The organism is Cognatiluteimonas lumbrici (genome assembly GCF_006476065.1).
Lineage (GTDB): Bacteria > Pseudomonadota > Gammaproteobacteria > Xanthomonadales > Xanthomonadaceae > Cognatiluteimonas > Cognatiluteimonas lumbrici.
On the sequence record NZ_ML636798.1, the window covers coordinates 1,644,298 to 1,666,847 of the forward strand.

The window sequence follows — 22,550 nt, forward strand, 5'->3', positions numbered from 1 at the left end:
GACTAGCTGACCATTTGTGGGGCCTCTTGGAGTTTGAGTCTTTGCTCCAATCCAGAGCAACGACTTACGTTCCTCCCCAGCGCCGCATTGACCACTCTAGTCCATCCTGCGAAATGCAACTTTCTTCGCGCGCGAGTGATGCCTGTATATATCAGCTCCCTCGACAGCACCCGGCTGTCGTGTTGCGGCAGCAGCAGCCAGACCTCGTCGAACTCCGACCCCTGCGCCTTGTGCACTGTCATGGCGAACGCGCTGTCGTGGCGGGGCAGGCCAGCGGGGTGGAAGGCGCGTGGGGTGTCGGGCGTGTCGCCGGGGAACCAGGCCATGAGCGCGCCGTTGTCGCCGCGCAGGCAGATGCCGATGTCGCCGTTGAAGAGGCGGTGGCGGTAGCTGTTCTCGGTGATCAGCAGCAGGCGGCCGTGGAAGTGCGTGCCGGCCTCGCCGAGCATGGCTTCGATGCGGGCATTGAGCGTGCGCGCGCCCTGCGGGCCATCGCGCACGGCGGTGAGCAGGCGCAGGCGCGAGGCGAGGCGTAGCGCCTGCGCGGGGGTGTCGGCCTCGGCCAGCGCGCGCCAGTGGGCGAGCAGGTGGTCGCGGTGCGTCTGCAGCGGGTCGGCGAGGTCTTCGCGGAAGTGGACGCCGGAGAGCTGGCCGCTGCGTAGCAGTTCGAGCGCACGGGCGCTGTCGCCTTCGCGAACGGCGGCGGCGAGCGGGGCCAGATCGAGGGCTTCGTGCTGGCGCCAGGACTTGGTGAGGTGCGTGCGGCGGGCTGGGAAGAGCCCCTCACCTGCGCCGGCGATGATGCCGCTGAGGACGTCGCCGGCTTCGACCGAGGGCAGCTGGTCGGGATCGCCGATGAGGACCAGGCGGGTGCCGTCGGGGACGGCGTCCACCAGCTTGGCCATCAGCGGCAGGTCGATCATCGAGGCCTCGTCCACCACGACCACGTCGAACGGCAGCGGATTGTCGGCGTCGTGGCGGAAGCGCGGGCTGTCGGGGATGGTGCCAAGCAGGCGGTGCAGGGTGGAGCCGCTGGTCGGCAGCGCCTCGATCACGTCGGCGTCGGTGCCTCCGGCGGCCAGCGACTGCAGCGCGTTGCGCACGCTCTCGGCCATGCGTTCGGCGGCGCGGCCGGTGGACGCGGCCAGGGCGATGCGCGGGTCGGGGCGGCCTTCGGCGCGCGCCTGTTCGACCAGCTGCACGAGCAGCTTCGCGATGGTGGTGGTCTTGCCGGTGCCGGGGCCGCCGGTGACCAGGTCGACGCCGCCACCGGCGACGTGTTGCGCGGCCAGGCGCTGCAGGCCGACGGCGACGCGGCGCTCGTACTCGCGGTAGCGGCGCAGGTAGAGCAGGCCGGGGCTGCCGGGCGCGCCTTCGAGCACCAGCGGGCGGGCGGGATCGGTGGGTTCGGCGGCGGCGTCTGGTCCGGGCATGGACACCCAGCGGGACGCGGCGAGCTCGCGGCGCCAGGCGTCGGGGTCGGGCCACGGGATGTCGTGATCGGTGCCGTCGTCCACCAGCAACTGTGGCGCGGACGGATCGAAGCCGGCGTGGCCCTGGGCGACGGCGAGCGAGGCCAGCGCGGCGGCGGCGAGCACGCTGTCGGGGGTGGCCGGGTCGAGGCGGCGGAGGCTTTGGGCCAGCGCGTGGTCGATGGTGCGGAGGGTGCCGGCGCGGACCAGGGAGTCGAGGAGGCTCGGGGTCATGGCGGGCCCTCACCCTGGTCCGCTGCGCGGACCTGTCCCTCTCCCGCGAGCGGGAGAGGGGTTTGTTCGCCGGCGAACAGGGCATCCAGCGCGTGGACGAGGTCGGGGGCGAAGCGGGCGTGGTACACGCCGGGAACTTCGTCGCCGCGCGCGTCGAGTTCGATGCCGCGGCAGAACACGTAGCGGATGCCGCCGAAGTCGCGTGCGTAGTCGTAGCCGTCGCCCAGGCGGAAGCGCAGCCAGCGGTGCAGGGCGAGCGTGTAGACCAGCGCCTGCAGGTCGTACTCGCTGTGCAGCATCGCCTCGCGCAGGCCTTCGGCGTCGTAGTGCGGCAGGCGGTTGGACTTGTAGTCGAGCACGTACCAGCGGCCGTCGTGGACGTAGGTCAGGTCCACCAGGCCGGTCATCAGGCCCTCGAGCCGCTGGCGGAAGCCGAAGCCGCCGCGGCCGGGCACCACGCCGTGCGCGTGCAGCAGCTGCAGCAGCGCGTCCACGCGCGTCGGTTTCAGCGAGAACTGGAACTCCATTTCCGGGCGGCGTGCATCTTCGGGCACGTTGCAGAGTTGCACGCCTTCCGGCAGCGCGACCCGCAGGGTGCGGCCGACCAGGTCGGTGACCAGCGCGATGCCGTCGTCGAGCACGTCGTCGCCGTAGCCCTGTTCGCGCAGTGCGTCGGCGATGGTCGCGGCCTCGCCGGCGGGCGCGGCGTCGCCGGGCAGCCACGCGCGCCAGGCGGCGAAGTCGGCGCGTTCCAGCGCGGCATGCAGGGCCACGCCGAAGCGGGTGCCGCCGAAGCGCGAGTCGAAGGCCTGCGCCGCGGGCAGCGCGTCCTCGGGCACCACCGGTTCGTCCCTGCCGCCGGGTACGGGCAGGGTGGCGGCGGTGCTGGCCTCGTCGCCGCTCGCCGTGCGCGTCAGGCCGCTGAAGCTGTGGACCCACCAGTCGCCGGAGAGCACGCGCGTGGCGAGCGCGGCGGGCGGGACCTCGGCGTCGGATTCAGGCGGCAGCCGCGGCAGCACGGGCGGCGGCAAGGTCGTGTCCACGTGGATGCCGGGCATTGCCGCCAGCGTTCCAAGCGACTTCAGCATCGGCCCGAGCGCGGTGGCGTCGTGGTTGTAGAACAGGCCGCTGGCCAGCCACAGCGCGTCGCGCGCGCGGGTCATGCCGACGTACAGCAGCCGCGCCTCCTCGGCGTATTGCTCGGTCTTCCACGCCTCGCTGGCATGGTCCCACTCGGCCTCTTCGAGCTCGGTCTTCCAGTGCAGCCGGCGCTGGTTGTCCTCGTGGTGCGCGACGCACAGCCGGCCGGGCACGGGGTTCGGGCGGCCGATGCCAGCGAACGGCAGGAACACCAGCGGGTACTCGAGGCCCTTGCTCTTGTGCAGGGTGACGATCTGCACGCGGCGCGCGTCGGACTCGAGGCGCAGCAACTGGGTCTCGTCGTCGGGATCGGCCTCGGCAATGCGCTGGCCGAGCCAGTCCACCAGGCCGTGCAGGCCGAGTGCCGTCGCTTGCGCTTCCTGCAGCGCTTCGGCGAGCTGCAGGTAGTTGCCGACGCGGCGCTCGCCGTCGGTGAGGCCGAGCAGGCGCGGCGCGTGCTCCGCGCACAGGTCGCCGACCAGCGCCAGCAGGCCGCCGTGCAGCAGGCGCTCGCGCCAGGCCAGCGCCCTGCCCTGCCAGTCGTGGTCGCTGTCGTCGAGCGCGGCGATGCCGGCGGCGTCCACGCCGACCAGCACCGTGGACAGCGCGGCGCGCAGGCGGCCGTCGTCGCCGCTCTGCAGCAGCGCCAGCAGCAACGTGTGCAGTTCGCGCGCCTCGAGGGTGGCGTAGAGGCTCTGCTTGCCGGCGGCAACCGCGGGGATGCCGACGGCGGCCAGCGCCTGCTGGATGCGCGTGGCCTCGTGGTGGGTGCGCACCAGCACCGCGATGTCGCCCGGCTGCACCGGACGGCCCTCGATGGTGGCGGTACCGGCACGGCCTTCGCGCAGCACGGCATGGATCGCGGCCACGCAGGCGTGGGTGCAGTGCTCGCGCGAGGCCTCGGCCTTGTACGGCTTGATCTCGCCCTTGGCGTTGGGCTCCGGCAGCGGCGCGACCCACACCGTCAGCGCCGGTGCGGGCGCGGCGTCGCGCAGGAAGTCCCCGTCCTGGCGCTTGCCGCCCGGCGCGACGCTGCGGAATTCGATCCGCGGATCGACGAAAGCGTGCTCGCCCGCCTGCGCGTACAGCGCGTCGATCGCCGCGAGCACGCAGGGACGCGAGCGGAAGTTGTGGCCCAGCGGCGGCGCCTCGTCCGCGCACTTGCGCGCGGCCAGGTAGGTGTGGACGTCGCCGCCGCGGAAGCCGTAGATCGCCTGCTTGGGGTCGCCGATCAGGAACAGCGCCGGCGCGTGCCCGTCGCCGCTGCTGCCGCCGCCGAACACGCGCTCGAAGATCTTCCACTGGCGCGCGTCGGTGTCCTGGAACTCGTCCACCAGCGCCACCGCGTACTGCGCGCGCAAGCCGCGCACCAGGGCTTCGGCGTGGTCGCCGTCGAGCGCGTCGGCGACGCCGTCGATCAGGTCGTCGTAGGTCTGCAGCCGGCGCTGGCGCTTGAGCAAGGCCAGGCGGGCGCGGGCGTCGTCACGGATCCGGTGCAGCAGGGCGATGCGGCGGCGCGCGGTGTAGGCCTTGCAGTCGGCCACGGCCTGCAGGTAGGCATCGATCAGTTCGCACAGCGGCGACGTCGGGGTGCCGCCGGCGTGCGCCTTGTTGGTCTTTTCCTGCATCGCGCGCGCGGTGAAGCGTCCCAGCCGCTCGTCCAGCGGCGCGGTGTAGTCGCCGCCTTCGCACCAGCCCGCCAGTTCGCTCCACAGCGCCTGGATCCAGTCGGCCTTGTAGCTGCCGCCGTGCAGGACCTTGCGTTCCAGTGCATCGAGCAGCACCGCGAGGAACCCGGGGCCGTGCGCGCGGAAGCCGTCGGCGAGCGCGCGGCCGGTGGCGAGCACAGCCGGCATCGGGTCGTCGGGCAGCGGTGCGTCGGGCGGGAGCAGCACCGGTTCGCGCAGCAGGGCGCGCAGGTCCTCGGCCAGCGCCGGCGGGCCGCCCCTCCACAGCGCGGCGAGGTCGTCGGCGCCGTCGGCGTCGCGGCCGTGCGCGCGCCACAGGTCGGCGGCGAGTTCTTCGCGCAGTTCGCGGTCGTTGGCTAGCAGCGTCGGCGGGTCGAAGCCCTGCCCGCTTTCCAGCGCGTGCTCGCGCAGCGCGCGGGCGCAGAAGCCGTGGATGGTGAAGATCGCGGCGAGGTCGATCTCGAGCGCGGCCTGGCGCAGGCGGCGGCGCAGCGCTTCGGTGCTTTCGCCGCTGCGCTCGCGGTGGGCCCGGAGGATCTGGCGGGTCAGCGCGGCCTCGGCGTCCTCGCCTTCCGTGTCGGGTGCGTCCACCAGTGCGAGCGCGAGTAGCAGGCGTTCGCGGATGCGCTTGCGCAGTTCCTGCGTGGCCGCCTCGGTGAAGGTGACCGCGAGCACCTGGCCGACGCGCAGGCCGCGCTCGACCACCAGGCGCGTGACCAGCGTGGCCAGGGTGAAGGTCTTGCCGGTCCCGGCCGAGGCCTCGATCAGGCGCACGCCGTCCAGCGGCAGGTCGAGGTAGGGGTTGCGGGCGGTCTCGGCGTTCACGCGTCGTCGTCCCCGCTCAGGGTCGCGCGCGCGATCGCGTCCTCGTCCTCGTCCGGCAGCGGGGCGAGCGCGATGCCGCTGTCCACGGCGGCGAACACCGCGCAGGTGTTGCGCACGAACTCGCGCAGGGCGTCGCGGTCGGCGAACGGATCGCGCGCTCGCAATGCGAGTTCCCACGCCGGCTCCGTGCCCTCGCCCCACTGCCGGTCGCTGCCGCGCCACTGCTTGCGCGCCGCCTCGATGCCGCGCTCCGGCTTCTCCGCACTGTAGTAGCACCAGCCGCTGCGCGGCGCGAACACCAGCGGCTGGCGCAGGCCGTTCGCGCGCAGCTCGAGCAGCGCGCGCAGTGCGTCCTTCGCCTGCGCGGGATCGAGCACGTCGCGCCGGTGCGGGCCGATGTTGCCGCTGTCGTCCTCGTGGAACTCATGGACCGGCAGCGATTCCCCGGCGGCGCAGGCGAGCAGCCAGTCGAGGCCGTTGCGGATTACCGACGGACCGTTCGGCTTGCCGAAGCGCAGCCGCGCGATGCCCTGCGGCCACACGCCGCCGATGCGGCCGTGCAGGCGCAGGCCGTCGATCTCGACGTCCAGCCGCAGCGGATCGGCGGGTGCGGTCGCGGCGCCGCGCCAGTCGGCGAAGCGCGACGCGTACGGCTGCACTTCGCCGAGTACCTCGGCCAGGGCGCGACTGCCGAGCGGGCCCGAGGGCAGCATGCCGCGCGCGCGCAGCCGCGCCTGCATGGCGTCGCGGTCCTCGCCCGCCAGCAACGCCTCGAACACCGCGTGCTGCAGGCGGTTGCGCGCCAGCCCGCGGCCCGGCGCGGCCAGCGGCTCGATGTCCTCGCCCGCCTCTTCCGGCTCCACCAGGCGCAGCCCGAGGCGATGGCGCAGGAACTGTTCGGCCGGCGCCAGCAGGAAGCGGCGCAAGACGTCCAGCGACAGTTCGTTCGCCTCGTCCTCCGGCGCCGGCAAGCTCGTGCCCGCGGCGATCCATGGCCCCAGCAGCGAACGTGCGCCCGACAGACGCCCCGCGGCCGGATGCCAGTGCGCGCCATAACTGAAATGACGGGTGTCCTCGCTGCCGAAGGCGGCCGGCGAAAACGGCTGCAGCGCATGCCGCAGCACCAGGGCGTCGGCATCCCCCGCCTCGTGGTACGCCGCCGCCGCGGACAGCAGTTCGGAGACGACGGCGGAGGGCTCGCGTGCGCTGCCGTCGCGCGGGTCGGCACCGGTCCAGCTCAGGTAGAACACGTCCTGCGCCGAGGAGAACAGCTGCAGGAACAGGTAGCGGTCGTCGTCGCGGGTCGAGCGGTCGCCGTGGCGGCGCTTGTCGGTGCCCAGCTCCGCAGTCAGGCGGTTGAGTCCGGCCGCCGGGTCGCGGCGCGGGAACTCGCCGTCGTTCATGCCCAGCAGGCAGATCACGCGGAACGGCAGCAGCCGCATCGGCACCATGCGCGCGAAGCTGACGCCGCCGGTGAGTAGCGGCGCGCGCGTGTCGGCCTCGCCGAGCACCTGCGCGAAGTGCGCGCGCACGACCTCGGCGGGCACCGCGTCCTCGTAGCCCGCGGCTTCCGCCTCCTTCGCGAACGCATCGATCAGCGCGCGCAGGCGGTCGAGCGCGCGTTCGCCGCCGCGCGACGACGGCGGCCGCGGCAGCAGCGCATCGAGCAGACCCAGCAGGTGCTCGCGCCACTGCGCCGGCGGCAGCGCCGCGCCAAGCGTGCGCTGGTGCCTGGCCAGCACCCGCAACAGGCGCAACAGCGTGTCGAGCGCATCGAGCGCGCTGCCCTCGAGTTCGGTCCACGGCGCGACCACGCGACCGTCGCCGGCGACCAGCGCCTCGTCGCCGCTGGCATGACCGAGCAGCAGCCGGTCGAGCGCGAACTGCCAGGTGTAGGCGTCGTCCTCCGGCGCGCCCAGGCGAGCGCGGTGCGCGGCATCCAGGCCCCAGCGCGCGCCGGCCTCGCGCAGCCAGCCGTGCAGGCGCTCGAACGCGCCGGCGTCGAGCCCGGCGGCCTCGGCCAGCGGCGGGCTGGCGAGCAGTTCGAGGATTTCGTCGAGGCCGAAGCGCGACACCGGCAGCTCGAGCAGGCGCAGGAAGGCAGCGGCCAGCGGCTCGCCGGCGAGCGGGCTGGCGTCGGCCATTGCCCAGGGGATCGAATCCCCGCGTCCCCGGCCACCGAACACCGACTCCAGGTACGGCACGTAGGGATCGATGTCCGGCGCCAGCACCGCGATCTCGCGCGGCTGCAGCGGCGGATCGAAGCGATTGTCCTCGAGCAGCGCGCGCAGGCGGTCGTGCAGCACCTGCAATTCGCGCAGGCGGGTGTGGCAGGCGTGGAACTGCAGGCTCGGATCGCGCGCATCCACCTCGTTGCGCGGCGTGCCCGACGGCTGCGCGCGGCGGTGGAACAGGTCGGCCTGCATCCGCCGCAACAGCGTGTCGGGCTGGTCGCTCGCGGCTTCCGGATCGGCATAGGCCGCGATCTCGCCCGACGGATGCACGACCTCGTAGCTGCCCAGCAACGCCATGAAGTCGCGCCCCGCCGCGCCCCAGTCGCGCAGCAGCGGGTTCTCCGCATCCTCGCCGCCGAACGGGTCCTCGCCCGCCTGCAGGCGCGCGCCGAGCGACTGCAGGTCGCCCCAGTAGGCGCGGGTCGGCGTCGGCAGGTAGAAGTGCAGCGTGCCGGCCCTGGCCTGCGTCGCCATCACCCGCAGCACGTCGGGCGAGACGTTGAGGGTGGCGAACGCGAACATCCGCGACGGCAGCCCGGCCGGGACCGCGTCGCCCTCGCCGCCGAAGCGCGCCAGGTAGTCCTGGATGCGGCGCGCGCGGTGGCTGCGGCCGGTAGCGACGATCCGCCACAGGATCGCCTGCGGGTCGTCCGGATCGGCGCCGGCCTCCCAGCGCAGCAGCCAGTCGCGGCGCCAGGCCTGGTACTTCTCGAACACCGCCGCGAGCTCGCCGGCCAGCGACCAGGCGCGCAGCGGGTCGTCGCCGTCGAGGTAGGCGGCGAGCTGGGCCATCGCCGGGTGCGCGCGCACCGCCGGATCCAGCAGCGCGGCGTAGAGGTGCCACTTGAGGCTGGCGGCGTCCAGTTCGCCGCCCTCGGCCGCCTCGTCCCGCGGCGGGTTCGCCGCCAGCGCCCGGGCCACGAACTCGCCCGGGGCCAGGAACTCGAGGTTCGCGGCGATGCCGTGACGCTCGGCCAGGGTGGCCTGCAGCCAACGCCGCATCGCCACCTGCGGGATCAGGACCGTGTCCGGCGCCAGCAGCGGCTGGCCCGGCGCGGGCTTGCGCAGTTCTTCCGCCAACAGCCCGGCCAGCACGTCGAGCGCGTTGGAATGGTAGAGCCGGAAGTCGTTCACGGGCGACATTAACGCCATCTTGCCGCAGCCCCGTCGCATCCGCAGCGACCCGCCCGGTTCCTGCGACAATGGACGGATGAGCGCCACCGCCCCCATCGTCCGCCTGTCCGGCCTGCGCCTGGAGCGCGGCGGCCGCACGATCCTCGACGGCATCGACCTGGAGGTGCCGCGCGGCAGCGTGGTCGCGATCCTGGGGCCGTCGGGCAGCGGCAAGTCCACGCTGCTGGCGGCGCTGACCGGCGAGCTGCGCCCGGCCGCGGGCAGCGTCGAGGTGCTCGGCGCGCCGCTGCCGCTGAAGCAGCGCGCGCTGCTGGAGCGGCGCAAGTCGATCGGGGTGCTGCTGCAGGGCAACGGCCTGCTCACCGACCTCACCGCGGCCGAGAACGTGGCGCTGCCGCTGCGCGCGCACACCACGCTGCCGGACCCGGTGGTCCGCCGCCTGGTGGAGATGAAGCTGCACGCCGTGGGCCTGCGCAGCGCCGCCGACCTGTATCCGCGCGAGCTGTCCGGCGGCATGGCGCGGCGCGTGGCGCTGGCGCGCGCGCTGGCGCTGGACCCGCCGCTGATGATCTACGACGAGCCGCTGACCGGCCTCGACCCGATCGCCAGCGGCGTGATCATGAACCTGGTCTCGCGCCTCAACGACAGCCTCGGCATGACCAGCATCATCGTCAGCCACCACGTGCACGAGACCCTGCCGGTGGCCGACCACGCGCTGGTGATCGCCAACGGCCGCATCGTGTTCTCCGGCACGCCGGCGGAGCTGCAGGCCAGCGGCGACCCGCTGATCCGCCAGTTCCTCGACGGCCAGCCGGACGGGCCCATTCCGTTCGACAGCCGTCCGTTCGACAGCGCCGCCCGCCGCGTGGAGGCCGCCTGATGCCCTTCGTCGCCGCCACCCGCTCGCTCGGCCGCGCCGGCCTGTTCTCGCTCTCGGTGCTGCGCGCGTCGAAGCCGACCCGCGACTTCTTCGCCGAGCTGGTGCGAGAGATCTACAAGATCGGCGCGCGCTCGCTGCCGATCATCGCCGTCGGCGGCGCCTTCGTCGGCCTGTCGGTGACCCTGCTCGGCTACCGCGCGCTGCAGACCTACGGCGCCGCCAACCAGATCAGCGCGCTGGTCGGGCTCGGCCTGTACCGCGAGCTGGCGCCGGTGCTGACCGCGCTGCTGTTCATCGGCCGCGCCGGTTCCTCGATCGCGGCCGAGCTGGGCCTGATGCGCGCCACCGACCAGATCAACGCGCTCGGCCTGATGGCGATCGACCCGGTGGCCAAGGCGGTGGCGCCGCGCTTCTGGGCGGCACTGATCTGCGTGCCGATGCTGACCGCGTTCTTCTGCTCGCTGGCGATCAGCGCGAGCTGGTTCGAGGCGGTGCGCGTGATCGGCATCGACGACGGCGCCTTCTGGCAGGTGATGAAGGACGCGGTGGACTTCCGCGGCGACTTCGTCATCGCCTTCATCAAGGCGGCGGTGTTCGGCGGCGTCGCCGCGCTGGTCGCCTGTTACGTCGGCTACCACGCCGAGCCGACCATCGAGGGCACCTCGGTGGCCACGACGCGCGCGGTGGTGAACGCTTCGCTGCTGGTGCTGATGTTCAATTTCGTGCTTTCGGCATTCCTGTTCTGAACAACCGGGTCGCGGCGCGAGCGCCGCTCCTACAAGAGGTCGTCACATGAGTATTCGCGGTCCACGCCTTGAATTCGCGGTCGGTGCCTTCCTGCTGCTGGCGCTGGCCTCGCTGCTGGTGCTGGCGCTGGCGTCGAGCAACGGCAAGTTCGGCTTCGGCGCCGACAGCTACCCGCTGCAGGCGCGCTTCACCAACCTCGGCCAGCTGCGCCCGAACGCCCCGGTCAAGATCGGCGGGGTGACCATCGGCAGCGTGGAATCCATTCAGCTTGACCCGGTCAAACTCGACGCCGTCGTGACCCTCGCCATCGATGCCCGCTACGCGGACCTGCCGTCCGATACCTCGGCCAGCATCCTCACCGGCGGCCTGCTCGGCGAAAGCTACGTCGGGTTGCAGCCCGGCGGTGACATCGAGCCGCTGCAGCCGGGCGACGAGATCGCCTACACCACGCCGGCCGTGGACCTGATGCAGATGGTCGGCAAGTACATGTTCAGCGGCGGCGGCAACGACGAGGACGCGCCCGCCCCCGCAGGAGAGTGACCCCCATGAAGACCCCCATGACCATCCGAAAGCCCTTCGCCATCCTGCTGCTGCTCGCGGCCGCGCTGCTGCTGCCGGCATTCGCCGGCGCGCAGGAAGCCACCCCGAGCAAGCTGGTGCTCGAGAACAGCGAGCGCATCCTGTCGACGCTGGAAGCGCGCCGCGACGAGTTCCGCAAGGACCGCTCGGCGCTGGAGAGCTTCATCGCCAGCGAGTTCGACGCCACCTTCGACCGCGACTACGCCGCGCGCCAGGTGCTCGGCCGCCACGGCCGCGGCGCCTCCGCCGCCGACGTCAAGCTGTTCGCCGACGCGCTCGCCGACAGCCTGATGCGCCGCTACGGCTCCTCGCTGCTCGACTTCAACACCCAGCTCAAGGTCCGCATCAAGTCCGAGACCGCGCTGCCGCGCGGGCTGGGCGTCAAGGTCTCGAGCGAGCTGCTGCGCCGCGGCGGCGAGCCGATCCCGGTGGACTACCTGATGCGCAAGTCCGGCGGCACCTGGAAGGTGTTCGACGTGATGGTCGAGGGCGTGTCCTTCGTGCAGACCTTCCGCCGCCAGTTCGACAACGAGCTGACCCACAAGTCCATCCGCCAGGTGGCGCAGGAACTGGCCAGCGGCAAGGTCAGCGCCGATGCCGGCCGCTGAGGCGGCCAGCGTCGCCCGCGAGGGCGCGGTGCTGCGGTTCTCGGGGGCGTTGCTGCGCGACGCGGTCGCGGGCCTGTGGAAGCAGGCCGCGCCGCAGGTCGCGGGGGTGGAGCGGATCGACCTCTCCGGGGTGAGCAGCGTGGACAGCGCCGGGGTCGCGTTGCTGGCCGAACTCGGCGCCCGTGCCGGCGGCACGCCGGTGGTCGAGGGCGCGCCCGAGGGGCTCGCGGAACTGCGCGGCGCCTACCGCCTGGCCCCGTCGCTGGCCTTTTCGGGCTGATTTCGGCGTAAACCCGCCCGTCCCCTTACACTGGTCCCCCATGCGACGGGTCCCCCACGCCATCGCGCTGCTGTTGCTGAGCCTGTCGCTGGCCGCCTGCGCCGGTGGCGAAGCCGTGCGCGCGGAGGCCGATGCCTCGGTGGCGGTCGAGGCGCCGACCGAGCCCGCCGCTCCCGAGCCGACAGCCGACGAGCGGGAGCCCGCGGCGAGCGAGCCCACCCAGGCCGAACTCGACTACGCCGCCATCTACGGCACCCAGCCCTACGACCCAGTCGCCGACCCCAGCCTGCCGCCGCCGGCCGAGCTGCCGGAAAGCTACGACCCCTGGGAGCCGCTCAACCGCCGCGTGCACCGCTTCAACAACGCGGTGGACCGCTACGTGGCCTCCCCGCTGGCGCATGCCTACGTGGAGGCGGTGCCGCGCCCGGTGCGCCTGGGCGTGCGCAACTTCTTCAGCAACCTCGGCCAGCCGGTCAACGCCCTGAACTCGCTGCTGCAGGGCAAGCCGAAGGAAGCCGGACAGGCGATCGCGCGCTTCCTGCTCAACACCACGCTGGGCATCGGCGGCATCTTCGATCCGGCCACCGCGGCCGAGCTGCCGCGCAGCAGCGAGGACTTCGGCCAGACCCTGGGCAAGTGGGGCTGGCGCCAGTCGCGCTACGTCGAGCTGCCGCTGTTCGGGCCGCGCACCGTGCGCGACGTGTTCGGCCTGATGGGCGACGCGCCGCTGTCGCCGCTGCGCCAGGTCGAGGAGGACACCGTGCGCGTGTTCGCGCAGGGCCTGCAGCTGGTGGACGTGCGCACCCAGCTGTTCGCGGTGGACAGCATGCGCGAGGGCGCGGCCGACGACTACGCGCTGGTGCGCGATGCCTGGCTGCAGCGCCGCAACTACCAGATCGCCGGCGACGAGCTGCCCGAGGACGAGTCCCTGCCGGACTACCTGCGCGAGGACATCAACAACCCGACGGTCCCGGTGGACGCACTGCCGGTGCTGCCGAGCGGGAACTGACCAGCCTGTGGGAGCGGCCCTTGGCCGCGATCGCGCGCAAGGCGCGCTCCCACAAGGTCGCCTGGCTAATCGTTGCCCAAGAGGTTCGCGGCTTCCTCGCCCGGCAGTGATTCGACCTCGCGCAGCTTGCGCTGGATCGCGCGGGTGCGCACCCCGGTCTGCTCGATCTTGTTGCTGGCCTCGGTGAGCTTCTTCTGCACCGAGTCGAGCACGTCGCCGAACTTGGCGAACTCGGTCTTGACCGCGCCGAGCGTGCGCCAGACCTCGCTCGAGCGCTTCTGGATCGCAAGCGTGCGGAAGCCCATCTGGAAGCTGGTCATCAGCGCCAGCAGCGTGGTCGGGCCGGCCACCGCGATGCGGCAGTCGCGCTGCAGGCCGTCCACCAGCCCGGGGCGCCGCAGCACTTCCGCGTACAGGCCCTCGGTGGGCAGGAACAGGATCGCGAACTCGGTGGTGTGCGGCGCGGCCACGTACTTGTCGCAGATGCGCCGCGCCTCCTGGCGGACGCGCCGCTCCAGCGCGTCGCCGGCGGAACGCGCGGCGTCGAGGTCGGCGATCTCCTGGGCGGCCAGCAGGCGCTCGTAGTCCTCGATCGGGAACTTGGCGTCGATCGGCAGCCACACCGGCTTGTCGTCCTCCGAGCCCGGGAAGCGCACCGCGAACTCCACCCGCTCGTTGCTGCCGGGCACGGTGGCGACGTTGGACTCGTACTGGTCGGGCGCGAACACCTGCTCGAGCAGGCCCGCGAGCTGCACCTCGCCGAACACGCCGCGCGACTTGACGTTGCCGAGCACGCGCTTGAGGTCGCCGACGCCGGTCGCGAGCTGCTGCATCTCGCCGAGCCCGCGCTGCACGTGCTCGAGTCGCTCGGACACCAGCCGGAAGGATTCGCCCAGCCGCGTCTCCAGCGTGCTCTGCAGCTTCTCGTCCACGGTCGCGCGCATCTGCTCGAGCCTGGCCTCGTTTCCGGCCTGCAGTTCCTTCAGGCGCTGCTCGAGCGTGGTGCGCATCTCGCCGAGGCGCTGCTCGCTGCGCTGGGTCAGCTCCGCGAGGCGCTGGCCGAGCTGGTCGGCGAAACGCTGCTGGCCCTCGGCGCCTTCCAGGCGCGCCTTGCGCGCGTCCTCGGCCACCGCCTCGCGCAACTTGTCGAGGCGCTGGTCGGTACGGCCCGACAGCGCTTCGAGCTGCTGGTGCAGTTCCAGGCGTCCCTGCCGCTGTTCCTCGCGCAGGGATTCCTCGAGCCGTTCACGCAGTGCCGACACCGCCGCGTCGGGGCGGCGTCGCAGCAGCAACGCCAGCAACACGATCACGACCAGCAGGGCGAAGAGGATGGCGGCGGGCAGCGCGGTGGCAGTCATGCGACCAGTGTAGCGGCGCGGGTCCCACCGGTTGAGATCGCGGCGCCGCATTCACCCGCGCCATCATCGGACCGCCACTTTCGCCGTCCTAGCATCAGGCCCATGGCCACCACGGCACGCCAGCAGGCACAGCCCCAGTTCCGCCGCTACGGCAACCGCGACGGCCGTTCCGGCGTGGTCTCGTACGCGATGGTAGGCAGCGGCATCGCGGTGCGCTTCGTGGACGGCGCGGTCTACCTCTACGACCACGACTGCCCCGGCCCGGCCCACGTCGCCCGGATGCGGGCGCTGGCGCGCGACGGCAAGGGCCTGTCCACCTACATCAGCCGGCGCGTGGGCCGGCGCTACAGCGCGCGCCTGGACGCCGGCGACGCCGCGCGGCTGCTCGACCGGACTCAGGCCACCCGGCAGAACACCGCCTTGAGGTAGCGCGACTCGGGCACGTGCGCCAGGAACGGATGGTCCGGACCGGCGCCGGACACCTTCAGCACCTGCACCTCGCGCCCGGAATAGAACGCGGCGCGGCGCAGCATTCCGAGGAACTCGTCCTCGGACACCAGCCCGGTGCACGAGAAGGTGGCGAACAGCGCGCCCGGCGCGGCCACGCCGAGCGCGAGCTTGTTCATGTCGAGGTACTTCTTCAGCGCCGGGATCACCTGGTCGCGGTCGCGGGTCATCTTGGCCGGGTCCAGGACCACCACGTCGTACTGCTCGCCGCGCGCGGCGGCGTCGCGCAGCCACGGGAAGATGTCGGCCTGCACGAAGCGCGGCTTGACGCCGCCGGCCGCCGCATTGAGTTTTGCGTTGCCGCGCGCGATTTCCAGCACCGCCTCGTCGATGTCGATGCCGGTGACCTCGGCCGCACCGCGCGCCGCGGCGTAGACGCCGAAGCCGCCGGTGTTGCAGCACAGGTCGAGCACGCGCTTGCCGGCGACGTGGCGCGACAGCCACTCGCGGTTGTCGCGCTGGTCGGCGAAGAAACCGGTCTTGTGCGCGCCGGCCGGATCGGCGCGGAAGCGGATGCCGTGCTCGGTGATGATCGCCGGTTCCGCGGGTTCGGTGCCGCGGAAGTCGAACGACTCCTGCTTCTGCACGTGCTCGTCGGCGGAAGCGTGGAAGCGGCAGCCGGGGAACTGCTCGCGCAGCGCCTCGTAGATCCATTCGCGATGGCGGAACATGCCGGCGCTGAAGAACTCCAGCACCAGCAGGTCGTCGTAGCGGTCCACCACCAGCCCGGACAGGCCGTCGCCCTCCGAGTGCACCACGCGCCAGGCGTTGCTCACCTCGTCCAGGCGCAGCAGGTCGCGGCGCAGCGCCACGGCGGCGGCGATCCGGCGCGCGAACCAGGACTGGTCCACGGCCACGTCGGGATCGGTCTCCAGGATCCGCAGCGCGATCCGCGAATGGCCGTTGTAGAAGCCGCGGCCCACCCACGCGCCGTCCACGCCGACGATGTCCACGATGCTGCCGGGCTTCGGGCGCTGCGCCGGCTTCTCCACCAGCTTCTGGAAGATCCACGGATGCGCGGAGCGCCAGGGGTTGCGGAGGCGGATGACGGGATTGGGATGGTCCATCCCGGCATTATCGCTCCTGGCCGCTCTTGCCTTGTGTCCACAGCGCGCCCATGTCGTGACCATGGACCTGCCATCGCATGCCGCTCCGCCCGACCCCGCCGGCCAGCGCCGCGCGGATGCCGCGCGCGCCTGGCGCGCGTTCAACGCCAGCCTGGCCTTCGTGTTGCTGTTGCTGGTGGTGTTCGCGGCCCAGCACGCCTTCGACTGGCGGCCATGGGCGGTGTCGCCGCTCAGCCTCGCCGGGCTGAAAGGCCTGCTCGGCGCTCCGCTGCTGCACGGCTCGCCGGCGCACATCGGCGCCAACGCGGTGTCGCTGCTGATGCTGGGCACGCTGGCGGGCATCGTCTACCCGCGCGCAACCGTTCGCGCCTTTCCGTTGCTGTGGCTGGGCTCGGGACTCGGCGCCTGGCTGCTGGGCGAGCCGGGCAGCCTGCACCTGGGCGCCAGCGGCCTCACCCACGGCCTCGGCTTCCTGGTGTTCGCGCTCGGCCTGCTGCGCCGCGACCGCCCCGCGGTGGCCGCCGGCATGATCGCCTTCATGTTCTACGGCGGCATGCTGCTGACGGTGCTGCCGCGCGAGCCCGGGATCTCCTGGCAGGCCCACCTCGGCGGCGCGCTGGCCGGCCTGCTCGCGGCCTGGCTGTTCCGGCGCAGCGACCCGGCGCCGCCGCGCAAGCGCTACAGCTGGGAGATCGAGGAGGAGCTGGAGCGCGAGCTGGCGGCGGAACGGGCGCGCGATGCCGCGCAGTTCGAGCCGCCCTCCCCGCGCGATGTGCCGGTGCTCTGGAACCGGCCCGGGCAGGAGGAGCGCGGCACCGTGCTGCCGTTCCGTCCGCCGCGGGACCGGCTGCACTAGCAGGCATCGCGCTATCCTCGGCGCATGAATACACGCGCCCTGCTGTCCCTCTCGCTGGCCGGCCTGCTCGCCGCGCTGCTTCCCTCGACCGCGCCCGCGCAGGCGGCAGGCGCCACCGCCCGCAGCGCCGACACCGTGCTGGTCGGCGGCCGCATCTGGACCGGAAACCCCGAACAGCCCGAGGCGCAGGCGCTGGCGATCGTCGGCGACGAGATCGTCGCGGTCGGCAGCGACGACGAGGTGCGCCGCTGGGCCGGCCCCGGCACCCGGGTGATGGAGCTGCAGGGACGCCGCGTCGTCCCCGGCTTCAACGACGCCCACGTGCACTTCTTCGACGGCGGGCAGGGCCTCGCGTCGGTGCAGCTGCGCGACGCCGGCTCGCCTGGGATCTTCCGCGACCGCATCGGCGCCTACGCCGCCACGCTCGACAAGGGCCGCTGGGTGTTGAACGGCAACTGGGACCACGAGCTCTGGGACCCGGCCGAACTGCCGACGCGCCAGCTCATCGACGCGGTCACGCCGGACAACCCGGTGTTCATCAACCGCCTCGACGGCCACATGGCGCTGGCCAACACGCTGGCGCTGGAACTGGCCGGCATCACCCGCGACACCCCGGACCCGCCCGGCGGCAGCATCGTGCGCGACGCCGACGGCGAACCGACCGGCGTGCTCAAGGATGCGGCGATGAACGCGGTCTACGCGGTGATCCCCGCACCGGACGCGGCGGAGATCTCCGGTGCGCTGGTGGCGGCGATTCGGTACGCCAACGCCAACGGCGTCACCAGCGTGCAGGACATGTCGGCCTCGCCCGAAGTGCTGCGCGCCTACCGGCAGCTGCTCGCGGACGGCGACCTGCGCGTGCGCGTGTACGCGGTCCAGCCGCTGTCGCGCTGGGAACGGCTGGCCGCTCCCGGGATCGGCGCCTGGTTCGGCAACGACATGCTGCGCATCGGCGGCCTCAAGGGTTTCGCCGACGGCTCGCTCGGCTCCACCACCGCGCTGTTCTTCGAGCCCTACCTGGATGCGCCCGGGACCAGCGGCCTGCCCAGCGACGAGATGGTGGACGAAGCGGCGATGCTCGCCGACATGCTCGGTGCCGATGCCGCGGGCCTGCAGCTCGCCATCCACGCCATCGGCGACAAGGCCAATGCCGCGGTGCTGGGCATGTTCGACGACGTCGCGCGCCGCAACGGCCCGCGCGACCGGCGTCTGCGCATCGAGCACGCGCAGCACCTGCGCGCGATCGACATCCCGCGCTTCAAGGCGCAGGGCGTGGTCGCCTCGATGCAGCCCTACCACGCGATCGACGACGGCCGCTGGGCCGAGAAGCGCATCGGCCCCGAGCGCGCCAGGGGCACCTACGCCTTCCGCTCGCTGCTCGACGCCGGCGCCACCCTGGCCTTCGGCTCCGACTGGTTCGTGGCGCCGATGGAACCGCTGCGTGGCATCTACGCAGCGGTGACCCGGCGCACGCTGGACGGTGCCAATCCCGATGGCTGGGTCCCCGAGCAGAAGATCAGCGTCGCCGAGGCGGTGCGCGCGTTCACCGCGGGCTCGGCCTACGCCGAGGGCCAGGAAGCGCGCAAGGGCACGCTCGAGCCCGGCAAGCTCGCCGACCTCGTGGTGCTGTCACGGGACATCTTCGCGATCGACCCCGCAGGCATCGCCGACGTCGAGGTGGACGCCACGATGCTGGGCGGCGAGGTCGTGTACCGGCGCGCGGCCGACTAGGCCGGCGGCAACGGCATCCCGCGCATCGCCTTGACGGTGCGCAGCACGAAGCTGGAATTGACGTCGGCGACCCCGGCCTGCCCCAGCAGGCGGTCGAGCAGGAAGCGTGAGAAGTGCTCGAGGTCGCGCACCGCCACGTGCAGCAGGTAGTCCATGTCGCCGGTGAGCGCATGGCAGGCGACGACTTCGTCCCACGCGTCCACGAAGCTGGCGAAGGCCGCCACCGTGGCGGCGTCGTGCTGGCGCAGCTGCACGCGCACGAACGCCTGCAGGCCCAGCCCGACCCGCTCGGGATCCACTTCGGCCCGGTAGCCGGTCACCACGCCCTCGCGCTCCAGCCGCTGCACCCGGCGCAGGCAGGCCGACGGCGACAGGTGCACGCGCTCGGCCAGATCGGTGTTGGTGAGGCGGCCGTTGCGCTGGAGCTCTGCAAGGAGCAACAGATCGGTCTTGTCCAGCGTGTTCATGCAACGATCTTGCGCTATTCGCCGGCTGGCGCGCAACTTTGCAATCCTGTTGCGCCGCCGGGCCGCTACAGTCGGGGGAGGGCCCCGGAGGCAATGCCATGAACCAGCCGAGACGCGTCGAGAACCTGCACACCGACAAGGGCAAGGTCCCGGTCTACGCCACCGGCGTGGTCGAACAGCCCTGGGACGGCTACTCCGCCGACGACCACGCGGTCTGGCGCCTGCTCTACGCCCGCCAGCGCGAACTGCTGGTGGGACGGGCCAGCCGGGCCTTCCTCGAGGCCCAGGACGCGATGGGCATGACCCCGGACGCGATCCCGCGCTTCGAGGACCTCAACCGGGTGCTGTCCTCGGCCACCGGCTGGACCCTGGTCGGGGTCGAGGGACTGCTGCCCGAGCTCGACTTCTTCGACCACCTCGCCAACCGGCGCTTCCCGGTGACCTGGTGGATCCGCCGCCCGGACCAGGTGGACTACATCGAGGAGCCGGACCTGTTCCACGACCTGTTCGGCCACGTGCCGCTGCTGATGAACCCGGTGTTCGCCGACTACATGGAGGCGTACGGGCGCGGCGGGGTCAAGGCTCACGGGATTGGCGCGGACGCGCTGCAGTTCCTCACCCGGCTGTACTGGTACACGGTCGAGTTCGGACTGATCCGCGAGGAAGGCGGGCTGCGCATCTACGGCAGCGGCATCGTGTCGTCCAGCGGCGAGAGCGTGCACTGCCTGGAAAGCGACGCCCCCAACCGCATCGGCTTCGACCTCGAGCGGATCATGCGCACCCGCTACCGCATCGACACCTACCAGAAGACCTACTTCGTGATCGACAGCTTCGAGCAGCTGTTCGAGGCGACCCGTCCCGACTTCGCCCCGATCTACGCGCGCCTCGCTGAGCAGCCGTCGCTGCCGGCCGGCACCGTGCTCGACGGCGACCGCGTGTTCAACCGCGGTACGGGCGAAGGCTGGGCCAGCGACGGCGACGTGTAGGAGCGGCGCTGGCGCCGCGACCGGGGAAGAGCTCGCCGCCATGGCGGCTCCTACGGTCGCGGCGCGAGCGCCGCTCCTACATGGCCTTCACCCGGCGGGCCCCATCATCCGGCCACCATCTCAGCCCGTGCGACCCAAGCGCACCAGAGTGACTGCCATGGACATCGCCGCCGATGAACTGTTGCTGGAACTGGAACGCATCGAACTGACCCTCGACGAGGCGGCGCGCCGTGCCGGGCAGGGATGCGACCCCGAATTCGAACGCCGGCTGGGCGCGCACCTGCGCAGCCTGCGCGGGATGCTGGATCCCGACCACGTTCCGGTCGTCGCCGACGCGATGGAAGCCGCCGAGCGCGCGATGAACGCCGCCGACCCGCAGGCCCCGCTGCTGATGCTGCGCATCTGCCGCGACAACCTCTCGGCGCTGGTGCGCCGGGTCGCCGCAAGCCGCCTGCGCCCCGCCGCCTGAGGCTGCAAAGCGCCCTGCGGTGGGCGACAATTGGCGCATTCACTTCCACACCGGATGCGCCATGACCGCCAGCGACGACGGCAAGCCCTGCTCCTTGACCCGTTTCCTGATCGAGGAGCAGCGCGCCGGTCGCATCGGCCCCGACCTGCGCCTGCTGATCGAGGTCGTCGCGCGGGCCTGCAAGCGCATCTCGATCACCGTCGGCAAGGGCGCGCTCGGCGGCGTGCTCGGCGATGCCGGCGGCGCCCAGGGCGCCAGCATCAACATCCAGGGCGAGGCGCAGAAGAAGCTCGACGTGCTCAGCAACGAGATCCTGCTCGAGGCCAACGCCTGGGGCGGGCACCTCGCCGCGCTCGCGTCCGAGGAGATGGACCACTCGCAGCCGATCCCGGACGTCTACCCGCGCGGCAACTACCTGCTGCTGTTCGATCCGCTCGACGGTTCCTCCAACATCGACGTCAACGTCTCGGTCGGCACCATCTTCTCGGTGCTGCGCTCGCCCGAGGGCGTGGACAGGCCGGGCGACGAGCACTTCCTGCAGCCGGGCACCGCGCAGGTCGCCGCCGGCTACTGCGTGTACGGCCCGCAGACCACCCTGGTGCTGACCGTCGGCCACGGCACCCACGCCTTCACCCTCGACCGCGAGATCGGCAGCTTCACCCTGACCACGCGCGGCATCCGCATTCCCGAGGAGACGAAGGAGTTCGCGGTCAACATGTCGAACCAGCGCTTCTGGGAACCGCCGATGCAGCGCTACGTGGGCGACCTGCTGGCCGGCAAGGAAGGTCCGCGCGGCAAGGACTTCAACATGCGCTGGGTCGCGAGCATGGTTGCCGACGTGCACCGGATCATGACCCGCGGCGGCATCTTCAGCTATCCGCTGGACAGCAAGTGCGCGCCCAAGGGCGGCAAGCTACGGCTGATGTACGAGGCCAACCCGATGGCGTTCCTGGTCGAGCAGGCGGGTGGCGCCGCCAGCACCGGCCGCCAGCGCATGCTCGAGGTCCAGCCCACCGGCCTGCACCAGCGCGTCCCGGTCTTCCTCGGCTCGAAGCGCGAGGTCGAGGAAGCCGTCCGCTACCACGCGGAGGGCTAGTTGTCGCGCGGGTGGTTGAGGACCAGCCAGTAGAGGCCGACCTGCTTGACCGCCCAGACGAAGCGCTCGAAGTCCACCGGCTTCTGGATGTAGCTGTTGACGCCGAGCGCGTAGCTGGCCTCGACGTCGAACGGCTCGGCGCTGGTGGTCAGCACCACCACCGGCAGGCTGCGGGTGGCCGGGTTCTCGCGGATCGCCTGCAGCACCTCGCGCCCGTCCACCTTGGGCAGGTTGAGGTCGAGCAGCACGATCGAGGGCAGGTCGTTCGGGTCGCGCCCGGCGTGCTCGCCGCGCGCGAACAGGTAGTCCAGCGCCTCGGCGCCATCGCGCGCGACCACCAGGCGGTTGGCCACCTTGGCCTCCTCGAACGCGATCCGGGTCAGCTCGACGTCGTCCGGATTGTCTTCTACCAGCAGGATTTCCTTGTGCATCAGCTTGCGTGCTCGTCAGGGGCGTCGGCCGCCGGCAGGGTGACGCGGAAGGTGCTGCCCTCGCCCGGCACGGACTCGGCGCGGATGCGGCCGCCGTGGCGCTCGGCGACGCGGCTGGCGATGGCGAGGCCGATGCCGCTGCCGGCGCCTTCCTCGGGCGCGTGCAGGCGCTGGAACGGCTCGAACAGCTTGCGAGCATAGCGCATGTCGAAACCGCGGCCGTGGTCGCGCACGACCACTTCGCGCATGCCACCGTCGCGCTCGCCCGTCACCACGATGCGCACGTCGCCCTCGGAGAAATTCCAGGCGTTGCGCACCAGCTGGGTGGCGAGCTGGCGCAGCAGACGCTCGTCGCCGCGCACCCACAGGTCCGGCGCGATCTCCACATGGGCGCAGCGCCCCGGCTCGGCCTCCTGCAGTTCGGCCGCGGCCAGGCCGAACAGCAGCCCCAGGTCCACCGGCTCGTCCGCGAACTCGGCGCGGTCCACGCGCGACAGGTCGAGCAGCAGCTCGATGAGTCCGCCCATGCGCGCGGCCGCGTCACGGATGCGCTGCAGGTGGTCGCGGCCGGTCTCGTCCAGGCGATCGCCCGAGTTCCGCGCGAGCAGCGCGGAAAACGTCTCGATCGCGCGCAACGGCGCGCGCAGGTCGTGGGAAATCCCGTAGGCGAACACGTCCTGCTGGCGCAACAACTGTTCGAGCCGCTCGGCGGGATCCTGCTGGCGCTGGTCGTCTGGCAAGGTGTGGGGTCC

General features: G+C 72.2%; 19 protein-coding genes and 1 pseudogene. 12 read left to right on the top strand and 8 right to left on the bottom strand.

Going from position 1 to position 22,550, the window contains the following annotated elements:
- Positions 1-2 precede the first annotated feature (2 nt).
- Genes recD through recC form a run of 3 tightly spaced genes read right to left on the bottom strand, consistent with a single transcriptional unit; the run spans position 3 to position 8,745 of the window.
- Entirely contained in the window at positions 3-1,706 is a 1,704-nt protein-coding gene (gene recD / locus E4F25_RS07965; protein WP_140909625.1) for an exodeoxyribonuclease V subunit alpha, read from the bottom strand.
- The gene (locus tag E4F25_RS07970) at positions 1,703-5,359 is read right to left on the bottom strand and encodes a UvrD-helicase domain-containing protein (RefSeq protein ID WP_140909626.1); all 3,657 of its coding nucleotides are present in this window, start codon (positions 5,357-5,359) and stop codon (positions 1,703-1,705) included. The genes recD and E4F25_RS07970 overlap by 4 nt, the downstream gene beginning before the upstream one ends.
- Positions 5,356-8,745, bottom strand: coding sequence for an exodeoxyribonuclease V subunit gamma (gene recC / locus E4F25_RS07975; protein WP_140909627.1), 3,390 nt, complete (start codon positions 8,743-8,745; stop codon positions 5,356-5,358). The genes E4F25_RS07970 and recC overlap by 4 nt, the downstream gene beginning before the upstream one ends.
- 58 nt (positions 8,746-8,803) lie before the next feature.
- Between recC and E4F25_RS07980 the strand changes: the two genes are divergently transcribed.
- Genes E4F25_RS07980 through E4F25_RS08005 form a run of 6 tightly spaced genes read left to right on the top strand, consistent with a single transcriptional unit; the run spans position 8,804 to position 12,830 of the window.
- Positions 8,804-9,607, top strand: a complete 804-nt coding sequence (locus tag E4F25_RS07980) for an ABC transporter ATP-binding protein (RefSeq protein ID WP_140909628.1) — start codon at positions 8,804-8,806, stop codon at positions 9,605-9,607.
- Positions 9,607-10,353, top strand: a complete 747-nt coding sequence (locus tag E4F25_RS07985; protein ID WP_140909629.1) for an MlaE family lipid ABC transporter permease subunit — start codon at positions 9,607-9,609, stop codon at positions 10,351-10,353. The genes E4F25_RS07980 and E4F25_RS07985 overlap by 1 nt, the downstream gene beginning before the upstream one ends.
- Positions 10,354-10,399: 46 nt before the next feature.
- Complete coding sequence (gene mlaD, locus E4F25_RS07990) at positions 10,400-10,894, top strand: outer membrane lipid asymmetry maintenance protein MlaD (protein WP_140909630.1); 495 nt, start codon at positions 10,400-10,402, stop codon at positions 10,892-10,894.
- A 5-nt stretch (positions 10,895-10,899) separates the two neighbouring features.
- Positions 10,900-11,541 (top strand): MlaC/ttg2D family ABC transporter substrate-binding protein, encoded by a 642-nt coding sequence (locus tag E4F25_RS07995; RefSeq protein WP_181168241.1) that lies wholly within the window; start codon positions 10,900-10,902, stop codon positions 11,539-11,541.
- Positions 11,528-11,821 (top strand): STAS domain-containing protein, encoded by a 294-nt coding sequence (locus E4F25_RS08000; protein WP_140909631.1) that lies wholly within the window; start codon positions 11,528-11,530, stop codon positions 11,819-11,821. Before E4F25_RS07995 ends, E4F25_RS08000 begins: the two co-directional genes overlap by 14 nt.
- 40 nt (positions 11,822-11,861) lie before the next feature.
- The gene (locus E4F25_RS08005; protein WP_140909632.1) at positions 11,862-12,830 is read left to right on the top strand and encodes an MlaA family lipoprotein; all 969 of its coding nucleotides are present in this window, start codon (positions 11,862-11,864) and stop codon (positions 12,828-12,830) included.
- Between the two features lie 65 nt (positions 12,831-12,895).
- Here the strand turns inward: E4F25_RS08005 and rmuC are convergent, their stop codons facing one another.
- Positions 12,896-14,188 carry a DNA recombination protein RmuC gene (rmuC, locus tag E4F25_RS08010; protein ID WP_140909633.1) on the bottom strand — a complete coding sequence of 431 codons (1,293 nt, stop codon included), beginning with the start codon at positions 14,186-14,188 and terminating at the stop codon, positions 12,896-12,898.
- 102 nt (positions 14,189-14,290) lie between these two features.
- Here rmuC and E4F25_RS08015 point away from each other — a divergent pair.
- Positions 14,291-14,545 (top strand): annotated as a pseudogene (locus tag E4F25_RS08015) (hypothetical protein); the annotation flags it as partial.
- 38 nt (positions 14,546-14,583) lie between these two features.
- On the opposite strand, the gene E4F25_RS08020 reads toward E4F25_RS08015, so the two are convergent.
- A complete protein-coding gene (locus E4F25_RS08020; RefSeq protein WP_140909634.1) occupies positions 14,584-15,762 on the bottom strand; it encodes a class I SAM-dependent rRNA methyltransferase in 1,179 nt (392 codons plus the stop codon).
- A gap of 61 nt (positions 15,763-15,823) precedes the next feature.
- Between E4F25_RS08020 and E4F25_RS08025 the strand changes: the two genes are divergently transcribed.
- Together E4F25_RS08025 and E4F25_RS08030 are read left to right on the top strand one after the other, a co-directional pair.
- On the top strand, positions 15,824-16,618 hold the full coding sequence (locus E4F25_RS08025) for a rhomboid family intramembrane serine protease (RefSeq protein ID WP_140909635.1): 795 nt from the start codon (positions 15,824-15,826) through the stop codon (positions 16,616-16,618).
- Positions 16,619-16,642: 24 nt separating this feature from the next.
- Positions 16,643-18,349, top strand: a complete 1,707-nt coding sequence (locus E4F25_RS08030) for an amidohydrolase (protein ID WP_140909636.1) — start codon at positions 16,643-16,645, stop codon at positions 18,347-18,349.
- Here E4F25_RS08030 and E4F25_RS08035 read toward each other — a convergent pair.
- Complete coding sequence (locus E4F25_RS08035) at positions 18,346-18,816, bottom strand: Lrp/AsnC family transcriptional regulator (protein ID WP_140909637.1); 471 nt, start codon at positions 18,814-18,816, stop codon at positions 18,346-18,348. The genes E4F25_RS08030 and E4F25_RS08035 overlap by 4 nt on opposite strands.
- 98 nt (positions 18,817-18,914) lie before the next feature.
- Between E4F25_RS08035 and phhA the strand changes: the two genes are divergently transcribed.
- The 3 genes from phhA to E4F25_RS08050 all read left to right on the top strand — a co-directional run bounded on the left by phhA (position 18,915) and on the right by E4F25_RS08050 (position 21,367).
- Positions 18,915-19,802 carry a phenylalanine 4-monooxygenase gene (gene phhA, locus E4F25_RS08040; protein ID WP_140909638.1) on the top strand — a complete coding sequence of 296 codons (888 nt, stop codon included), beginning with the start codon at positions 18,915-18,917 and terminating at the stop codon, positions 19,800-19,802.
- A gap of 157 nt (positions 19,803-19,959) precedes the next feature.
- Positions 19,960-20,271 carry a hypothetical protein gene (locus tag E4F25_RS08045; RefSeq protein WP_140909639.1) on the top strand — a complete coding sequence of 104 codons (312 nt, stop codon included), beginning with the start codon at positions 19,960-19,962 and terminating at the stop codon, positions 20,269-20,271.
- A gap of 61 nt (positions 20,272-20,332) precedes the next feature.
- Positions 20,333-21,367 (top strand): class 1 fructose-bisphosphatase, encoded by a 1,035-nt coding sequence (locus E4F25_RS08050; RefSeq protein WP_140909640.1) that lies wholly within the window; start codon positions 20,333-20,335, stop codon positions 21,365-21,367.
- Here E4F25_RS08050 and E4F25_RS08055 read toward each other — a convergent pair.
- Entirely contained in the window at positions 21,364-21,798 is a 435-nt protein-coding gene (locus tag E4F25_RS08055) for a response regulator (protein ID WP_140909641.1), read from the bottom strand. The two genes, E4F25_RS08050 and E4F25_RS08055, sit on opposite strands and share 4 nt — an antisense overlap.
- On the bottom strand, positions 21,798-22,538 hold the full coding sequence (locus tag E4F25_RS08060; protein ID WP_181168243.1) for a sensor histidine kinase: 741 nt from the start codon (positions 22,536-22,538) through the stop codon (positions 21,798-21,800). Before E4F25_RS08060 ends, E4F25_RS08055 begins: the two co-directional genes overlap by 1 nt.
- Positions 22,539-22,550 lie beyond the last annotated feature (12 nt).